Here is a 16,965-nt window from a genome sequence, read left to right as displayed (position 1 = left end):
GATGCCTACCGCCTTTTTTAAGATATCACGTTCAAGCTTTGTTTCTTCCAGTTCTTTGCGAAGTCTCAATAACTCTTCCCTTATTGGATCAGAGGATATTTGTTTTTCCTTGCTAAGTTTACCTTCTTTGTGAAGTTTTCGCCAATTAACGAGACTTTCTTTACAGATCCCCAATTCTTCAGCTACCGAGGATACATTGCCTCGCTGCTCACTTAAAGATACTGCTTGGATCTTAAACTCTAGACTGTAATTTTTTCTGATCTTTTTCATACTCTTAAAGATAAAGAGTATAAGAATTGTGTCCTAACAAAGTTAGCAACTCCAACATGACCTGTATAATTAGCTTGATGAGAATCATTATTTACAATAACGTATATTCCTGTTTTTCCTTTTAAAAAATTTGCGACTTTTGTAGGGTTATTAGCATCTGTTCCTTCTAATTTATACGATGGATTTCCAAAAATTTTTTGCATTGCATCTCCCGCAGTTACAGCTCTCATGTAATAATATCGTGATTGTCCGTTTACGTCTGCACCTCTTAAACTTAAACTATTTTGTGGAATTAATATTCCTAACCTATTCATTGCTAATGACCATCTTACGGTACAGGCATTTCTGTAAATACCATTATCTCCTCCTTTTGAAAATATACAAACTTTTTAAGGGATCACCTACTATTGAATAGACTTGTGATGCGGGCATTTGTTTATAGTATCCAGATAACCATAATAATCTAATTTAGGAAAGGCATTTACAAATTGAGAATAGGTGGGCATCTGTTTCGTTTGATACTGTATTGTGTTAAGTATATCGTCTAAATTATCAATGTATTCTCCGTCGCTATCCTCGGATTTTGTAATAAACCAATTTTCAAACTGCTCCCAAGTTGTTTCTGAGTTGTCATTTTTAAACTGTACAGCCCAGCTGATAAAATTCTTTACTTCCTGAGAATATGTATTGCTATAAAAATAATTATTCAATCCCCAATAAAAATCCAGATTACTTTCACTGTTGATTACCTGCTGAAGGTTTGTTGGTAATTGATGAATCAGTCTTGTAAAAGCAAAATTATTAGGTACAGGAAGTGTAGGAGTTAGAGGATCTAATGTGCCCGGATCTGAAGGATTCGTAGGGCCTCCTATTGTTCCGGTGCCGCCTCCATTTCCGGTACAGGAAATTTCCTCTATTTTAACATAAGTTTGTGGCTTTTGAGGGTGAGTACACTGCCCCCAATCCTGTATATTGGTAGAATTATGCTGGCCGGATCCGCATTGTATATACACTGTTGTCTCCCTGTAGCATCTTCCGTTAGATTCAAATTTTCCGTTCAAGGCATTGGCGTCAGTAGTAACAGAACTTACTTTTCCTGCGTAATCTATTCCGTTACCTTTTAGCAATTGAGATTTTTCATGCCCGGTAAGGTTATAGCTTACTATTTTTGTTTTTATCTCTCCATTAGGATATTGGGTAACTACAATATTTTGAAAAGGAGCATCAGGATTGCTGTTTAGTATTTTAAAGGTGTAGGTTTCCCGGTCACCATACTGCAAATATTCTACATGATTATAGTCAATAAAACTTTCGGTACTGTCTTTTTGTAAAATCCCGGAGAATGATGCTTTCTGAGCAATAAGGCTGCTTTTTTCTAAATTAATGGTTCTAAAGGAAACCTTTTGATTGTCAGGTATTGTTTCATTTTCAAAAGTAAGGTTCTCTTCTCTGCAGCCGAAGAGCAGGAATGCTGATACTAAAAGCATCAGGAAATAAATTTTTTTCATCGTGTATTGAATTATTTTTTTTGCAATACTAAAATAAATTCCCTGATGTGCAATACACTTTCGCGGAAAAATTATTACTTTTACGAAAAGTATTTTTACTATTATGGAAAAAATTATCAAAAAGATAGCGGAAATCCGCAGTAAAAAAGGGTTCTCTTATGAGAATATGGCTCATGATCTCGATCTGAGTACTTCCGCATACCGCAAAATAGAAACCGGAGAAACAAAGCTGACGGTTGAGAGACTGGTTGATATTTCTAAAATTTTGGAAACTCCTCTTAATGAATTTTTAGATACTGATTCGCAAAAAAATTTTAACCAAGAAATACGAGAAAACGGAACAGGTTATCAGGCTGTTGATAATGAAAATATTTATTATGAATACTCAGAAGTTTCAAAAAAACTAATTGAAGTTTACGAGCAGCAAATCAAAGACCTGAAAGTAGAAATTGAGCAATTGAAAACCAAATAAATGAATTCAATCGTAATAAACATAGGGAACAGCAATATCAGATTTGGGCTTTTTGATGATGACAATTGTGATATTTCGTGGGTAATCAATACAAAACCCTACAGAACGGCGGATGAGTTGTATGTCCAGATGCTGATGCTGTACCAGACCTATAAAGTGGAACCGCAGGAAATCAATAAAGTAATTATAGGATCTGTCGTACCTCAGCTGACGAAAGTGATGAGCTCGGCGATCAAGAAAATTCATGGGATTCTTCCTGTGATTGTCGATAGAAGCACACCTTCCGGGGTTCTGGCAAAATCTAAGCAGATGGGAACGGATATTTATGCGAATCTTGTTGCAGCCCACAATATGTACCCGGACAGAAAGAAAATTGTGCTGGATTTCGGAACGGCTCTTACCGCCAGTTGTGTTGCTGAAAATGGTGAAACTTTAGGCGTTATTATCGCTCCGGGAATTGTTACGGCCCTGAATTCGCTGATCAGCCAGACCGCTCAGCTTCCTGAAATAGAATTGAAGAAACCAAAGACTGTTTTAGGCTTAGATACCGTTACTTGCATGCAAAGCGGGATGGTGTATGGTTTTTTAGGCATGGTAGAAGGTTTTATCGATAGAATCAACGAAGAAGTGAATGATAGCTGTTTTGTGGTTGCCACCGGCGGAGTTTCTCATGTATACAAGCCTTTAACGGATAAAATCCACGTGATGGACAGGCTTCATACCTTGAAAGGATTATACTTTTTGGGGAAAGATTTGTAAAATAAGGTTAAGATTAAGGTTGAGGTTGAGGCTGAGACTAATATATTAGGATGTTTGTCTCAACCTTAACCTCAATCTCATTTATCTTTTTGATTTAAAAAATTCTTTTACAATAGAAGAGCATTCGTTTTCCATAACTCCGGTTACGATTTCCGTTTTTGGATGAAGGTTGAGGTTTTTATTGATGAAGCCCCTCTGCTCGTCTCTTGCTCCAATCACAATCTTGGAAATCTGTGCCCACGAAAGCGCTCCCGAGCACATTACACAAGGCTCAAGGGTTACATAAAGTGTGCAGTCTTTCAGGTATTTTCCGCCTAAGAAATTAGCGGCTGAGGTGATGGCCTGCATTTCTGCATGGGCTGTTACATCGTTTAAAGTTTCTGTGAGGTTATGTGCTCTTGCGATTATCCTGTTGTTGGAAACCACAACGCAGCCAATGGGAACCTCATCTTTTTCTAATGCATTTTCGGCTTCATTGAGAGCCATTTTCATGAAATATTCGTCGGTAAACATTTATTCAAAATTCATGGTTAAAGGAAGCCTGAAACGATATCTTACCGTATTTCCTTTGAAAACAGCAGGTGAGAATTTTTCTGAAATAGAGTACAGTGCAATTTCTGCCTGTCTGTTGAAGGTAAAATTATTTCCCTGGGCCTGAACATTGCTGATCGTTCCGTCTTTTTCTACAATAAATGCTACATTGGCCTTTACCAGCTTTTCATCTGCATACACACCGTCGGTATAAAAAATATTCACCACTTCCTGCCGTAAAGCATTAAGTCCACCCGGATAGTCTGCCGCCTTATCGGTTACGGGAATAAAATCTGCATTGGGATCTATTTTAAGGTTTCTGCTTTGAATCTTTGAGAGATCTTCCAGATTTTTTACTTTTAATAAAGCTCCGATAAGTGCAACGTTTTCTATACTGTCCATCTTTTTCATAAAAAATACAAAATCACGCTTGATCCCATCCTTAGAAAGAATATTAGGCTCGTTTTCATATTTTTTCTTAAACTCATTATTGAGCAGTACACGATGATGGTTGTAATAGTTCTTTACATTCTTAAACTCTTCCAGCTGCTGTGAAAAGCAATAGGAAGAAATAAGACAAAAAAAGCAAAGAAATAGTGATTTCACTTTTGATATATTTATGTAAATGTAATCAAAAAATATCAAAAATCTGCGAAACTTTTCAGCTGTCCAGGTAGCTGTTAAGAGATTCCTGCAGGTGGTTTCGGATTTCATCAACTAAAACTTTCGGTTCCAAAACACGGACTTCTTTTCCGTAGGATAGAATCTCCTGCATAAAGTCGTATGTCGGGTGAAGGAAGAACTCAAAAAAGATCTCGTCGGGAGTTTCTTTGGTTTCTTTCTGCGACTGATGAAGCGGGAAGCTTTTGATATATTCTCCCTGATGACGGCTGCATTTCAGCACAATTTTTTGTGGATTCTGTTCGGTAAGATTCATCACTCCGAATGCATTTTTAAAATGTTCCCGGAAATTGTATTTATATTTTTCCCGAAACTGCTTATCACTTACATCAAGGTAATTGATCCTGTCTAATCCGAAAGATTTTAAAATTTTATCCTTTGTATCAATGGCAATGAGATACCACCTGTCTTTGGATTCTTTTAGGGCTAAGGGATGAACTTTCCGTGAGGTCATCAGCTTATTTTTGTAATTGTAATGCTCGAAAGAAACGATTCTTTTATTACGGATGGCGAAAAATAAGTCATAAAAATTCTCCACTCCGGTGGGTTTTCTGCTTTCAAAAAAGATAAAATCTGCAAAATCCGGATGGGTGTTCATAGCGTTGCTTACCTGGAAAGATTCGAGCAGCTTTTGATTGTATTCATCCACTTCCATGATGGGGCGGCTTTCGATATAATAGCGGTTGTCACCCTTCTTTTTATTGTGAATGGAAAGATTAAAAAGATCGGAAATCTCACGAATATCCCTTTGAAGGGTACGAATCGAGTAGCTCTTGATCCCTGCGTCCTGAAATTCGAAAGAGTTGAGTAGATAGTCCTCCAGCTGCGAATAGGTAGCCGGAGAACTTTCTAATCTTTTAATAATTAAGGCATATCTTGTCAGGTAAAAATCTTTTTTCATGGTAGAATTTTATAAGACAAATATATGGGCTTAATGCGACAAATGGTGTCGTGTTTTATTTTTGTGGATAAGTTTTTGAAAACGATTTTCTAAAACTTGTACATTTTCTTTGCTATGTTTTTGCCATTAATTCTGGTAAATCATGATCGTTTTGGTTTAAGATTTTTTTTCACTAAAAAGAGACTGTCTCAAAAAGTCAAATTATTTGGTTTTGTCATTCTGAAGAACGAAGAATCTCTTGGGTAATTAATTATTTGAGATTCTTCATTCCGTTGCATTTTATTCACAATGACACTTTTGAGACAGCCTCTTTTGTATTAATATCCAAACTTGGAAAAATGAATGGACTTGTCTATTACTGTACTTATAAACTCACTAAAAGTTTCATTTAATGCATAAATAATTCCTTTATCTTCGCCATCATAAGTTACTCCCCATACTTTTGGATCTTCTGTGTTTTCGTCTAAGTAAAAAAAGTAGAATTGGTCAAAACTGTCTTTTTCTGCTATTACCCAAAAAGGTCTGGCAATGTCTAGCTTTTTTCCTTTTAAAGCTTCTTTTAAATAGCCTAATACCTCATCATCTGCCAGCATATCTAAACTGGTATGGCCGTCTGCGAGTTGTAATCCGCCCGTGTATTCACCAGCTAAGAGTAAAAACTCTTTATAGGCGAGTGGGAATTTGATATTTAGTCTATTTTCTACTTTTGTAATCTCGGCTGCGGAAACACCTCTTGTTTTTTGATCTCTTATTTTAGGTGCATCTGCTAATTTTTGCATATATAGATATCCCATGAATAATTTATTTTAAATTTTTTATTGCTTCTAAAAATTCTATATTTCCCACTACATATCGGTTTTTATTGAATCTAACTGCCTCTACACTTAATTTTTCTATTTTATACATTTCTTGTCTTATGATGATTTGTTTCTTACAAGATAGGCAAGGCTCATATAGAGATTTAAAATTGTTTTCTATAACCTGCACATTTTCTTCGCCATGTTTTGCCATTAATGCTGCCAAATCATGATCATTTTGTGCAAATATTTTGTGTTCTGAATCTTTGAAACGTAACATTTTACCATTTTGTTCTAAAGTTTCGTAATGCAAATTTAATTCTTCCATTGACATTCCTAATTGCTTTGCTATGTAATCTTTATTAGGATTTCCACAAAATCCTGGGGCATTTTCGGTCGCAAAAGCTTTGTACTCTAATTCGATTACTTCACCTTTTACTCTTACTTTTTGCTTCATAACAGCTACGTTTGAAGCTTTTTTGTCTCCTAAAAACTTTCTTCTCCAGTCCAGCATCATTTCCATATCTTGCTTTGAAAGATCACGCATAGGCTTCAGTTTATCCCAACTTTTTATTACTTTGGCTACATCCGCATATTTAAGCAACAAATCTCTAAATCCTTTATAAAAAGCTTTTATCAATCTTTTTTGCAATGCAATTTCTGCCGGACCTAAAAGAGGGAGTTGCATATTCAAAGAACTTCTAGTTTCTTTGGAATAAAGCTTAAAAGCTTCAAAGACTTCATCAATCATTTTACGAATTTCTTCTTTGCCCTGACTCAAAAAATCAATAAAAGCGTCTAAAATGCGAATGAACTCATCTATAACTTTAGAAAATAGTCTTGCTCCTTTTTGCCAAGCTTTTTTTACTCCTCTAGCAAATGTAGTGAAAAAGCCAAAAAGTTCTTGTCCTAACCTACGTATAATTTCTTCTACTGAAAGAACACCTCCTGTAAGTAAAATACCAATAATAACTTCAATAATTAAGGATATTATAAACCCACAAAAACCACCGACAAAATAAGCTATATGAATTAAATCTATATTTAAAGCAGCATTAATAGCTTTTTCAAGAAAATATAAAGTAAGTTGATAAAGATCTAAATTGTCAAATTTTTGAAGTGCTTCTTCAACTCGATCTACTAGTCTGGGCAAATAAGTATTCAAGTTTTTCATTAATTCCTTTGTTGACGTGCTGATATTGATAATCATTTTCACCATATCCAGAAGGCTTATAACAGCATCTAATAAAGAATTCCAAACACCACAAACAAAAGCATTCCAGGTTCTGATACCAGTTTTAAGTAAATCAGAAACATCTATAGTTTCCAAGTTTTTGATGATTGACTGGCATTTTTGATAGATCTGTTTAAAAGAATTATAAACAATTTCATTAAGACTTAAATCTTTTGACCTTTTTTGTTTATTAGAAGATACATTTAATAGTTTATTAAAAAAGATATCATAACTTCTAAATTTATCACTAAGCTCTTGAACAATTCCTCGAATCTTTTCATTCAATTTTTTATCATCTAATTTGTCAAGCTCATTTTCAATTGCTAATGGATAAAATTTAGGATCAAAAGGTTCTGGAGATTTTGGATTCCAACGATGATCCTCAATCTTTCCTTTGTTGATAAATTCTATAGCTCCATCCAATAGTTTGCTTAATCCATAATTTGAAACTTCTGTAATTGTTCCAAATGAGACGAAATCTATAATTGTATAGGCTACAGATATTGTTTTCAATGCAGGATATTCTGCTTTTCCATTTTTTAATAATTCTTCTACAAAAGTTTTTTCCAAGAAATATCCTGTTTCTTCTACAAAAGAATTTAATATATATGAAATTAAATTTTCATTCTTTTCAATATCTTGTTCATAATTATTCAGGAGATTTTCTTTCAATTTATTTCCAATGCTTACAGCTCCGAAAATAAAATTAGTTTTATCGGTTGCATTGTCTTCAAGAAAAATTAGAAGTTCGAACTCACCGGGAGTAGTACTCATAAACGCTTCTTCTAGTTTTTTTGCACTAGGAGAGATATAAATTTTTACTTTGTAAGCAAATTTTTGATCTTTACTTTTAGGAGAATAGCTAAAATCACCTTCTTTAATTTTGATTTTGTCAGGATCTGATTCAGGATCTACAATAGTATCAATTCCATTATATGAAATGATTTTAGCATCTACAAAATAATTTAACGTTGTAAAATCAGAATTTCCAGATACGGCTCCATTTGCAAGTCTTGCACTGATATGATCCATGCCTCTGTATGAACCTCCATAGGAAGTATTTATTTTTGACTGCTTATTAATATTAAACTTATTCTCCATCGACAAAGCCTCCTCACCAATATCAAAAACATCTTTGTATTCTGTGTTTTTCATTTTTAATAATTTTAAAGATTAATAAAAAGGCAGAGCTTTACACTCTGCCTATTAAGTATGATTAAACAGAATTATTGAAGAGCCTCTTTAAGGTCAGCTAAAGGAAGCTGGGCTACGACTTCTTTTGGGTTGTCATCTGTAGTGAGCTGAAGGAATCCGTTATTTAATTCAATGTTGTCGACAAATCTGTCGTCTCCGGAATTCAATTGAGAATCTACAATTGAGAATTCAGTTTCTGTAACTACATCAGAAGGAACTTCAAACTCCTCAGTATTTTCCTGTGTGAATGGTAATGCTGTAGCAGTTATCAATCCGGCAGAATCTTTTTGAAGAATGTTTAGCGAGGTCGGTAAAGTGGTGATCCAGGCTTTTCCTTGTTTTACACCTACTGGCTCACGCATTTCATCAACAATACTCATATACATCGGGTCTCCTATTACAGGAACTTCTCCGCCATTCCAGATTCTTCCGGTTGTAAGGAAGAACTGAACCGCGTCTTCAAATCCAGGGTTTACCGTAACAACTACTCTTGCCATACCCGCCTGCAGGAAGCTTCTGAATAATGGATCTGCACTTTCCGACAAGTACATCGTCTGCCATTCTTCACGGTTGGCCCAATAATACGGATAGAAGGTATAATCCATAATGGTCCATTCAAATGCCTGTTCCATAAACTTGGCTAAAGCCGTGTACTGATCAAGGTTTTCATCCAAAATAATACTGAAATCCTGCATTGCTTTTGCATTATTGGTAAGGTTTTTACCTAGTGCGGAATAATCCTGAAGCAAGAAAGCAATACAATTGTGTTTTAGGATTACTCTTTCCATATCACGGTAGAAGTTGGATAATTTTTCTTTGTTGGCTTCTTCCTGCTCTTTTGCAGCCGCTTCCAATTCTTTTTTCTTCTCCTGGAATTCGGCATAAGCATCCTGATAAGCTTTGATGATGACGTCAAAATTTTCCTGCTTCCATGCATTCATGTAGGCATCAGAAAGTTTACAAGTCACTTCAAAATTAAAGTTGACAGAATCAATATTCGAACCTTGATAAACAAAATCATAACTACCGGTTACGTTTTGCGGAGAGAATTCTGCAGTGGCGTCAATAGAACGTCCTCCGTTATAGAAAGAAGACATACCTCCGGCAAAATTACTTGTATATAAGGTACTTCCTCCAGATCTGTTTCTTTCAAATCCGTACCACATTTTCACGTGGCTTGCCTGGTAATTCGCTGGAATGTCAATTGTTAAATGCTTATAACCGCCATCCCCGTTCAATTTAATCCATTGTACACCTGTAGTGAATTTTTTGGTAGATTCTATAAGCTCGGTCAATTTTACATTGTAAATGCTTGCCCAATGCTGCAGCTGATCTACTGTTGCCGATTTAGGATCTGCCATTGTCCATGGAGCCGGAGCTGTTCTAGGGTCAATTGGTGCTGTTAATGTCTCAGTTACAGAAGCGGCTGTTGCAAGACGGTGTAATTTTGCAGGTTCCGGAATCATGAATTCAAACATGGTACGTTTTCCATAATTATAGATCTGATTTTTCATTTTTTTATCTACCCATCTGTAAACGCCGATTACATGCTTGTCTCCATTTCTGTTATCAAAGCCATGAGCATTATTTTCCTCAAATTCTTCAATAATTTTTTCAATTCTTTCTTCTGCTACTTTTGTAAGAAGTCTCTCGGTTGCTTTTTCTGTAATCTCCTGAGATTTTGCAACAGCTTGTCTGGTGCTGATTTCTTTAGAATTATTTGTAGCGAAACCACCTCCAACTTCATAAGGCAGTTTTCCACCACCATATCTAAAATGAGCTTCAGCATTGATTTGGCTCTGAATAATATTCGCCACTTCAGACTGCATATCATTTCTTGTTGTAGTAGTTGTATCATTAAGAGTTTCTCTTTCTGTAGATTTTGAAGTTGTTGTCTGGATTTCGCTTCTTCTCAGTCTTCTGGTAGATTTTTGCTTAAACTCTTTTGCCATTACATTCTCAATATGGGTTACTTCTCCGGGAACATAAGCATGAGTAGACTGTACAACTTTTAAATAATCTGCGATACCCAATCTTTTTACCCCGAAATGTTTAGGGAAGAAAGTGCCAGGCTGTGGTGTCCCTATACCTTCTTCGGGAGTTTCAGGATCTTCGGTTAAGGTTTCTTCTGTATATAAAATCCCAGTATAAGGCTGATCTATAATAAGGTCGGTGTATTCTACAGTTGCCTGTTTTCCATTGTTAAAGAAAATCTGAATTCTTAATGACCTGATCAACTTGCCAAATTTATCAACTAAAAGAGGAGGGAATGTTACTTTATTATCTACAATAGCAATATTGGAATGTGTTTCTTCAAAACTTCCAAAATCCGTAGTAGCTAAAATTTTTGCGGACCCTAATCCCCAAGAGCTGCTTTCTGCCTGATAATAGAAAACAATAGATGCAGGTGTTCTTGAATAAACCGGATTATAGGTAGCTTTTAAATAATAGGTTCTTGAAATAATCTGCGAAAGATTGCTTCTGGAATTGCTGACAGGAACCAGAATATTTCCAAGATTAAGATACTTCTGCTCCTGAAGTGGTGCTTTTTGGAATAATTGTCGGGTATTGGCAGATAACTCTTCGTCTAATTTTTCAAAAAGTTCAACATAAGTGTCATAAAAGTCGATTATTTTTATAATGGCACTTCCCAGCTGTAGCTTTCTGTCTGCATATACGAAGGTATTTGAATAATCGTAACCATCCGCCGGGATTTCTCCACTTTCCAGTTCTGTAAAAATATTTACAAATAGCTTTAAAGAGTCTAAGGAAAGTTTCTCCGTAAAATCTGTGAAGTTAAGCTCTTCTTTATAAACAAATTCAAAACCCGGAATATTTAATGGTTGAAATCCTGCATATAATTCTTCGATTTGATCTTCCGTCATTCCCTCTCTAATTTGAGACTGAATATGCTCAAGCTGCAGGTTATAAGCATTAATTTGTTCCTTATATTGCTCCTTATAAGCCTTTAAAGCCTCTTCGTAAGCTTTATTCTTAGCTTTTACATATACAAGCTGAATTTTTTCCAGCTCGGCTTTTAATCTCGTAAGACCTTCTTTTTCAAAATTAAGTTTTGATAATTCTGTGATTTTATCACCTTCGGCCTTTAATTGTTGCTGGATGGACATTGGAATATCTGTTCCGTTGATCACCCCGTCTCCGATTTGAGAAACATTTACCTGGAACGCATTGTTTCCTGTAGTTCCGGAAGGATTCGTTGTAGCCACTCCTTCATAACCGTCCCCGAAAAATTTCATCGGCAGTACAACCCTTGCTTCAAGGGCCTTTGCCTTCAAGTCGTCTCCGTTGATTTTTATAAGTTCGGGCGTTACAGGCAGGTCGCATACATATCCGAAATGCAATGCTTTTAAAATATGAACTAAAGCTTCTTTTACATAAAAGTTTTTCTCAGTAACCGTTTGATACATTAAATTATCCCATACCGCTGCAACTTTGCTTTGAATGCTGCTGCTGTTGTACAGGCTTTTGGCTGTATTTTCATCGGCTACAGTAAGAGCTTCTCTTTTACTGATTTTTCTACCGATTTTTAAAGCTTCGGATAAGGCTCCCTGTTCGATAATCAGCTCAGATTCGTATCCTGCAGGATCGAAACTTTTTGCAGCTCGCTCCAGGGCTTGGAATTTAGCTAATGCAGATTCATTTGGGTTTACAGCATTATCAAAAGCACTCGGTAGTGCGGATGATCTTAGGATAAAGCCTAGATTTTCTTTTTTAGTTTCCGTTAATTGCGGATTTCTTAAGCTTACAAATCTGAAAAGAGTTTGTGCAGAATTGTTTTGTGTTTCGTTTGTTGCCATTTTATATTAATAATTTAGTGTTAGTTTGTTGTTTTTGTGTATTCAAGGGTTAGGGTGAAAGAATCAATAAGTGAATAATCGTAATCCGGCATTTTGATGGACTGAATTTTCACTGACTTCGGCTGTATTGTTATGAATGCTTCTGCGTTCCATTGGTTTCCGGCAAAAGCAATATCCATCGCATACCATTCTGTAAACATCTGATTGGAAACAATCATTTCAACATCTGTAAAATCTCGTGAAATATCTATTTCTCCATGATAAGGAAGGGTATTATATACTACAGTCTTTCTGTAAATCGGTTTTCCGTTGATCCATTTTCCGCCGGTTTTTTCTTCCTGAGATGTATAAGAATGTTGTTTGTCTGAATATTTTTTCTGAATAAATGAATTATCTGTATAATAAGCACCATAATAATAAGAGCCCAATATACCGTTTGCTAAGGCACTTGTTCCGTTTAAGTCTATTCCTGATATGTCTACATTGCTTGAGTTTGGACTATTATTAATTTCCACAACACCGTCATCTAAAAAAGAGATGTAAGAATTGTAAGCGTTTCCTTTTAATACTTTTGTGCCATTCAGATTATCAAATTCAATATTTCCTGTAATAGGTTTGTTGATTTCAGTCCCAGATAAAGGAATTCCGGTAACTTTATTCTCCCATCCAAAAGTTCCGTCCGGTTTAGCGACAATATTTTTTGTGTAGCTGCTGTCAGATGAAGGCATTTGACCTGGAGTTACGGAAAATTTTCCGTTGATGTTGACGTATCTGTCAACAAAGTCTCCTGAAATTAAAGCATGAGAAACTGTTTTGATAGAACCTAAAGTAGAAGAGTGTATATATAATTTATTTTGTAAAACGGCATTACCAAAAGTTGATTCTGCACCAATAATAATATTATTAGTTGAAAGGGTTCCTAAGCCACAACCGGAAAAATACCCCAAAATAGTATTCTGCGTTAAAGTGTCACCTGAAAACAACCCAGCATAAGTTCCGTAAACTGTGTTAGCAAATGCATTATTTGCATTACTGAAGGCATTATAACCAAATACAGAATTTTCGCTTGAACTTGTGGATTGTGCCATTGAGAAATGTCCAACCACGGTGTTTCCAATTGAGCCACTGTCATTAATAGCCACTGCATTATTTCCAATTACCAGATGATCAGTTCCCTCTGGTTTTGTTCCTTTTCCAATAGCAATAGTTCCTCCAGCTCTATTATTTACAAATGTAGATTCATCTCCGATAATAATGTTCTGCGCATTTTCTAATCCTCCAAAGTAAATTCCCTGAATTTTAATATTTTCGGTTGTTTCTTTGCCTCTTTCCGTAACTGTCTGTAAGGTTCCAATGTCTCCTTGTGTAATATTGACATATTGCGTTTGAGCCCATCTGTAAAGATTGTCATTATCTATTGTTACATAAATTTTCCCCGATTCTCCCTGCGCTGGTAAAGAAGAGAAAGAAGGAAATTCAACTACATCATCCACATAGCTTGGAAGCTGCGAAGCGGGAACTTTTCCACCGAGAAGGTCTGCTTTATGTGAAAGATCCAAGTCTACTTTGTCCGCAGGAATCTGTTCTTCTTTATGCCAGTAAGAGTCTTGCCATTCCCAGAATTGTTCCTGATTTGGGATGTCTCCGTTTTCGAAGAATTTTTTTATTTCTTGTTTTGATTTCATGATTATCTGTATGTGATTACTGCGGTAGATGGAATTCCTGCATTGCTTAAGTCTAATCCTGTGGGAGCTGAAACTGTCTGCAAAGATGGTATGTCAAATGATCCTACACCTATGGATCGTACAGAAGAAGGAATGTATAGGTTTTTACAAAGTATTATTTTAGGAGAACTAAATGCATAATTACCAATAGTGGTAAGTCCTTCATTAAGTATAATTTCTTCTATTGAATCCACCCCATTGATATTATTTCCTTGGTTTGCAAATGCATAACTTCCAATAATTTTCAGGGTAGAAGGAGTTTTAATACTCTTAATATTTTGAGTGTGAAAAGCAGATGATTCTATTTCTTCAAGCCCTTCATTAAAAACTGCTTTGACAATTTGATATGACATTCCCGTGTATGCATACGCAGAGTTTAGAATCTTTTTAGTGTTTTTAGGAATTGTAAGCAGCATAGCTGAGCCTTGTAAATTGTCATTTATTAGAAAAGGAATTATTTTCTCAATTCCTTCTAAGGAATCTTGTGTAATTTTCTCATCCTTATGCCAATAAGAGTCCAGCCATTGCCAGAAATGTTCTTGTGTAGGCTTGTCTCCATTTTCAAAATAGAGTTTTAGTTCTTCTTTTGTTTTCATAAATTTTTGTGATTGTTTAATTAGTTGTATTACTGAACTTTTTATACGTTTTGTTTTGCCTGATTTTAAGATTGGCAGGCGTTGTTTTTAACTTTTGTCCTTTTTCATTTTCTGTTTTGAATTTTTGTTTTTAAACACAGTTCTGGCTGTCCAATATTTGTGAATGGTGAATTCAAAGGATTGGAGAAAGTTTATTTGATTGTTTTTTTGCTTTATTTATATCTTCAAAATTAATATCAGACAGCGACAGAACTTGGCGTGTTTAAAAATTTAGTTTAATAAATATCTTCTTCAAGAATATCTTTTTCAAAATCTTCGCGGAAGAAGCTTTCGATGTCATTCAGATAGTTTTCATAGTCTATCTCTGCATTTTCGATGTCGCTCCACTCAATGGTATAGAGATCTTCATCGAAAACAGTATCTGGATTGTGATTTGGTGTTTCCATGTTTTGTGACTGGTGTTTGGTGTTAAAAATTGAGCGTTTTTCTGGCTGTTCAGCATTAATAAATGTTGAATTCAATAGTTATTTTTTAAGTTTTATTTGATTGTTTTGTGCTTTGTTTTATACTTCAAAGATAGAAGCGGAGGGCGACAAAACTTGACGTGTTTTAAACGTTTTTTAGAATAAAAAATATTTTCTTTTAAGTATTTATTAATCAATAAGAAAAATAAAGTGTCAAAAAATTAGAATATAATCGATTTATTTTAGTTATAAGTTAAAAAGCTTATATTAGACTGTTATAAGCTGTAAAGCTTATATTTTGTTTTTGATTAATTTCTGTACGATTTGGTTTAAAACTTCCCTGTTATCATCGATATAGCTTAATCCGGCCTGTATCAGGTTCTCAATATTCGATCCTCTAACGTTATCCATTGCCGGAGTAGCATTTTTCAACGAAGGATTTAGTCGATAATAATTTTGCTGATTTCTCACTCCTAAAGTCTGGAACATCTGGCATAGCTGATAATCTACGGTTTCCGCATTAGCTGACATTAAAATGTCTATAATAGGATTTACCCAACCTATTTTTCCGGCCTTTTGCAGTTTTTTAAAGGAATATGGCCTGGACTCTACACCAGTTCCTATGGAAACTATCAGGAGATCATTCACCGTAGGATGGTTGGCCTTTTGATGGTTCTTCAAAACTTCCGCAAAAGGTATTTTCCGGGCTTCCGCGTATGCACAAAGTGCAGGATTATTGGCAAACATACCGCCGTCTATCAGGCTGAAAATCTGCCCATACATTGATTTAATCTGAACCGGGCTAAAATATGTAGGTGCAGCCGAAGTCGCTCTGCAAACATCTTTTACATAAAAATTATCTGTACTCAGGCTCGCCTTCCATGAGTTGAAAATCTTTGCTCTTCTGTTTTCGATATCATAGCTTGTTATTAAACACGGTTTTATTAATTCTTTTAGTTCTAAATTTCCAAAAAAGTCATTCAAATTTTTTTCAAGCTCTTCCTGTGAGATTTTTTCATTAATTAATCCAAACGGATTTACTAAACGCTCCCAAAAAGAAACCTGGAATATGTCGCCACCTTTTTCGGCGTATAATTCTAATCCTTTCTGGATAGAATACTTTGCCTTCCGGTGTTCATCGGGACATAGAATAATAGACGCAATCAGCCCTCCTGTGCTGCTTCCGGCCACGAGATCAAAATAGTCTCCAAGCTTGGCGCTTGGTTTATCATGAATCTGCAGCTGCTCTTCTATGTAACGCAGAATAATGCAGGTGATAATTCCCCTGATTCCGCCCCCGTCCAAAGAAAGAATGGTTGTCTTTTTCATGTTGCTTTTACATTTTTCCTGGAAAAACCTTAGCAGCCTTAGACAAGTAAAACCAATAGTTTTCCGAAGAATTAACTATTGGTTTTAGCTTATTATTGAGATCGCTTTTGGTGTTTTCCTGTAAAGCAAAGGTAGGTCGGGGAAGCGACAGAACTTGTCGTGTTAAAAATAAATTTCAATTAAAGGAGAATTAAATAACCACATACCCGTCCTCATCTGTATTCATTTTTATGAGTGTTCTCCAGCTTGTTTTTACTATACCTTTTTTCGTCAGGATGCTTTTCTTTTCAAAATGGGGAAGGTCCTTAAAGGTTTTCCAGTTTCCACCCCAGTCCCAGCCGTGTTTTGCAAAAATCTTTACGCATTCGTACCAGTCGGCTACTTTATCGTTATCCCAGTCTTTTACGGTGTCCCAGCTCGCAGTTTTCCCGTCAATCATCATACAAATATCCACTGCGAAGCCATAATTGTGAATGCTTTGTCCGGCCTTGGCATTGGTTACTTTTTTTCCTGTGGTAATTCTTCCGATTGCGTACAGTTTTTCCTGCTCTTCAAAACTTCTCAGGCCCTGCGTAATTCTTACTTTCGCTCTTCCCGTTAAGGCTGTGTCACATTCTTTAATGATCTGTTTTACTTCTTCCCTTACTGACGGGTGAAGCTTTTCTATTCTCTATAAAGTCACTTTAT

The 16,965-nt window shown here is 35.6% G+C and carries 16 protein-coding genes; 2 read left to right on the top strand and 14 right to left on the bottom strand.

The window, feature by feature from the left end:
- The 3 genes from H560_RS0113360 to H560_RS0113350 form a co-directional block, all read right to left on the bottom strand.
- The coding region (locus H560_RS0113360) for a transposase (protein WP_027380512.1) at positions 1 to 270 on the bottom strand (270 nt) is incomplete at its 3' end.
- Complete coding sequence (locus H560_RS0113355) at positions 267 to 623, bottom strand: T6SS effector amidase Tae4 family protein (RefSeq protein WP_228372475.1); 357 nt, start codon at positions 621 to 623, stop codon at positions 267 to 269. The genes H560_RS0113360 and H560_RS0113355, both read right to left, overlap by 4 nt.
- Before the next feature lie 51 nt (positions 624 to 674).
- Complete coding sequence (locus H560_RS0113350; RefSeq protein WP_027380510.1) at positions 675 to 1,778, bottom strand: hypothetical protein; 1,104 nt, start codon at positions 1,776 to 1,778, stop codon at positions 675 to 677.
- A gap of 103 nt (positions 1,779 to 1,881) precedes the next feature.
- Here H560_RS0113350 and H560_RS0113345 point away from each other — a divergent pair, with 103 nt between their 5' ends.
- Together H560_RS0113345 and H560_RS0113340 are read left to right on the top strand one after the other, a co-directional pair.
- Positions 1,882 to 2,250 carry a helix-turn-helix domain-containing protein gene (locus tag H560_RS0113345; protein ID WP_027380509.1) on the top strand — a complete coding sequence of 123 codons (369 nt, stop codon included), beginning with the start codon at positions 1,882 to 1,884 and terminating at the stop codon, positions 2,248 to 2,250.
- Positions 2,251 to 3,009, top strand: a complete 759-nt coding sequence (locus H560_RS0113340) for a type III pantothenate kinase (protein ID WP_027380508.1) — start codon at positions 2,251 to 2,253, stop codon at positions 3,007 to 3,009.
- A gap of 81 nt (positions 3,010 to 3,090) precedes the next feature.
- Here H560_RS0113340 and H560_RS0113335 read toward each other — a convergent pair whose 3' ends face one another.
- The 11 genes from H560_RS0113335 to H560_RS21615 form a co-directional block, all read right to left on the bottom strand.
- The gene (locus tag H560_RS0113335) at positions 3,091 to 3,522 is read right to left on the bottom strand and encodes a nucleoside deaminase (RefSeq protein ID WP_027380507.1); all 432 of its coding nucleotides are present in this window, start codon (positions 3,520 to 3,522) and stop codon (positions 3,091 to 3,093) included.
- Entirely contained in the window at positions 3,523 to 4,146 is a 624-nt protein-coding gene (locus H560_RS0113330; RefSeq protein WP_228372473.1) for a hypothetical protein, read from the bottom strand.
- Between the two features lie 55 nt (positions 4,147 to 4,201).
- Entirely contained in the window at positions 4,202 to 5,122 is a 921-nt protein-coding gene (locus H560_RS0113325; RefSeq protein WP_027380505.1) for a helix-turn-helix transcriptional regulator, read from the bottom strand.
- A gap of 317 nt (positions 5,123 to 5,439) precedes the next feature.
- A complete protein-coding gene (locus tag H560_RS0113315) occupies positions 5,440 to 5,916 on the bottom strand; it encodes an SMI1/KNR4 family protein (protein WP_027380504.1) in 477 nt (158 codons plus the stop codon).
- A gap of 7 nt (positions 5,917 to 5,923) precedes the next feature.
- Positions 5,924 to 8,308: a hypothetical protein gene (locus H560_RS0113310; protein ID WP_027380503.1), complete on the bottom strand. Its 2,385-nt coding sequence runs from the start codon at positions 8,306 to 8,308 to the stop codon at positions 5,924 to 5,926.
- Between the two features lie 71 nt (positions 8,309 to 8,379).
- A complete protein-coding gene (locus H560_RS22440) occupies positions 8,380 to 12,165 on the bottom strand; it encodes a hypothetical protein (RefSeq protein WP_051289332.1) in 3,786 nt (1,261 codons plus the stop codon).
- A 20-nt stretch (positions 12,166 to 12,185) separates the two neighbouring features.
- Positions 12,186 to 13,850 carry a hypothetical protein gene (locus tag H560_RS0113300; RefSeq protein ID WP_027380502.1) on the bottom strand — a complete coding sequence of 555 codons (1,665 nt, stop codon included), beginning with the start codon at positions 13,848 to 13,850 and terminating at the stop codon, positions 12,186 to 12,188.
- A 2-nt stretch (positions 13,851 to 13,852) separates the two neighbouring features.
- Positions 13,853 to 14,485 carry a leucine-rich repeat domain-containing protein gene (locus tag H560_RS0113295; RefSeq protein ID WP_027380501.1) on the bottom strand — a complete coding sequence of 211 codons (633 nt, stop codon included), beginning with the start codon at positions 14,483 to 14,485 and terminating at the stop codon, positions 13,853 to 13,855.
- Positions 14,486 to 14,760: 275 nt separating this feature from the next.
- Complete coding sequence (locus tag H560_RS22965) at positions 14,761 to 14,931, bottom strand: hypothetical protein (RefSeq protein ID WP_162143861.1); 171 nt, start codon at positions 14,929 to 14,931, stop codon at positions 14,761 to 14,763.
- Positions 14,932 to 15,240: 309 nt separating this feature from the next.
- Positions 15,241 to 16,278, bottom strand: a complete 1,038-nt coding sequence (locus H560_RS0113285; RefSeq protein WP_027380500.1) for a patatin-like phospholipase family protein — start codon at positions 16,276 to 16,278, stop codon at positions 15,241 to 15,243.
- Between the two features lie 190 nt (positions 16,279 to 16,468).
- Positions 16,469 to 16,945, bottom strand: a complete 477-nt coding sequence (locus H560_RS21615; RefSeq protein WP_228372474.1) for a M15 family metallopeptidase — start codon at positions 16,943 to 16,945, stop codon at positions 16,469 to 16,471.
- Between the last annotated feature and the right edge of the window lie 20 nt (positions 16,946 to 16,965).

Source organism: Chryseobacterium daeguense DSM 19388, from assembly GCF_000430825.1.
Taxonomy (GTDB): Bacteria; Bacteroidota; Bacteroidia; order Flavobacteriales; family Weeksellaceae; genus Chryseobacterium; species Chryseobacterium daeguense.
Note: the sequence above shows the minus strand (reverse complement) of the source record. Positions and strands in the feature narration are given on the sequence as shown.

Coding starts and splice junctions, on each gene's coding strand:
- H560_RS0113350 (WP_027380510.1), bottom strand. CDS start 1,778: ATGAAAAAAATTTATTTCCTGATGCTTTTAGTATCAGCATTCCTGCTC.
- H560_RS0113345 (WP_027380509.1), top strand. CDS start 1,882: ATGGAAAAAATTATCAAAAAGATAGCGGAAATCCGCAGTAAAAAAGGG.
- H560_RS0113310 (WP_027380503.1), bottom strand. CDS start 8,308: ATGAAAAACACAGAATACAAAGATGTTTTTGATATTGGTGAGGAGGCT.
- H560_RS0113340 (WP_027380508.1), top strand. CDS start 2,251: ATGAATTCAATCGTAATAAACATAGGGAACAGCAATATCAGATTTGGG.
- H560_RS0113300 (WP_027380502.1), bottom strand. CDS start 13,850: ATGAAATCAAAACAAGAAATAAAAAAATTCTTCGAAAACGGAGACATC.
- H560_RS0113335 (WP_027380507.1), bottom strand. CDS start 3,522: ATGTTTACCGACGAATATTTCATGAAAATGGCTCTCAATGAAGCCGAA.
- H560_RS22440 (WP_051289332.1), bottom strand. CDS start 12,165: ATGGCAACAAACGAAACACAAAACAATTCTGCACAAACTCTTTTCAGA.
- H560_RS0113285 (WP_027380500.1), bottom strand. CDS start 16,278: ATGAAAAAGACAACCATTCTTTCTTTGGACGGGGGCGGAATCAGGGGA.
- H560_RS0113315 (WP_027380504.1), bottom strand. CDS start 5,916: ATGGGATATCTATATATGCAAAAATTAGCAGATGCACCTAAAATAAGA.
- H560_RS22965 (WP_162143861.1), bottom strand. CDS start 14,931: ATGGAAACACCAAATCACAATCCAGATACTGTTTTCGATGAAGATCTC.
- H560_RS0113295 (WP_027380501.1), bottom strand. CDS start 14,485: ATGAAAACAAAAGAAGAACTAAAACTCTATTTTGAAAATGGAGACAAG.
- H560_RS0113325 (WP_027380505.1), bottom strand. CDS start 5,122: ATGAAAAAAGATTTTTACCTGACAAGATATGCCTTAATTATTAAAAGA.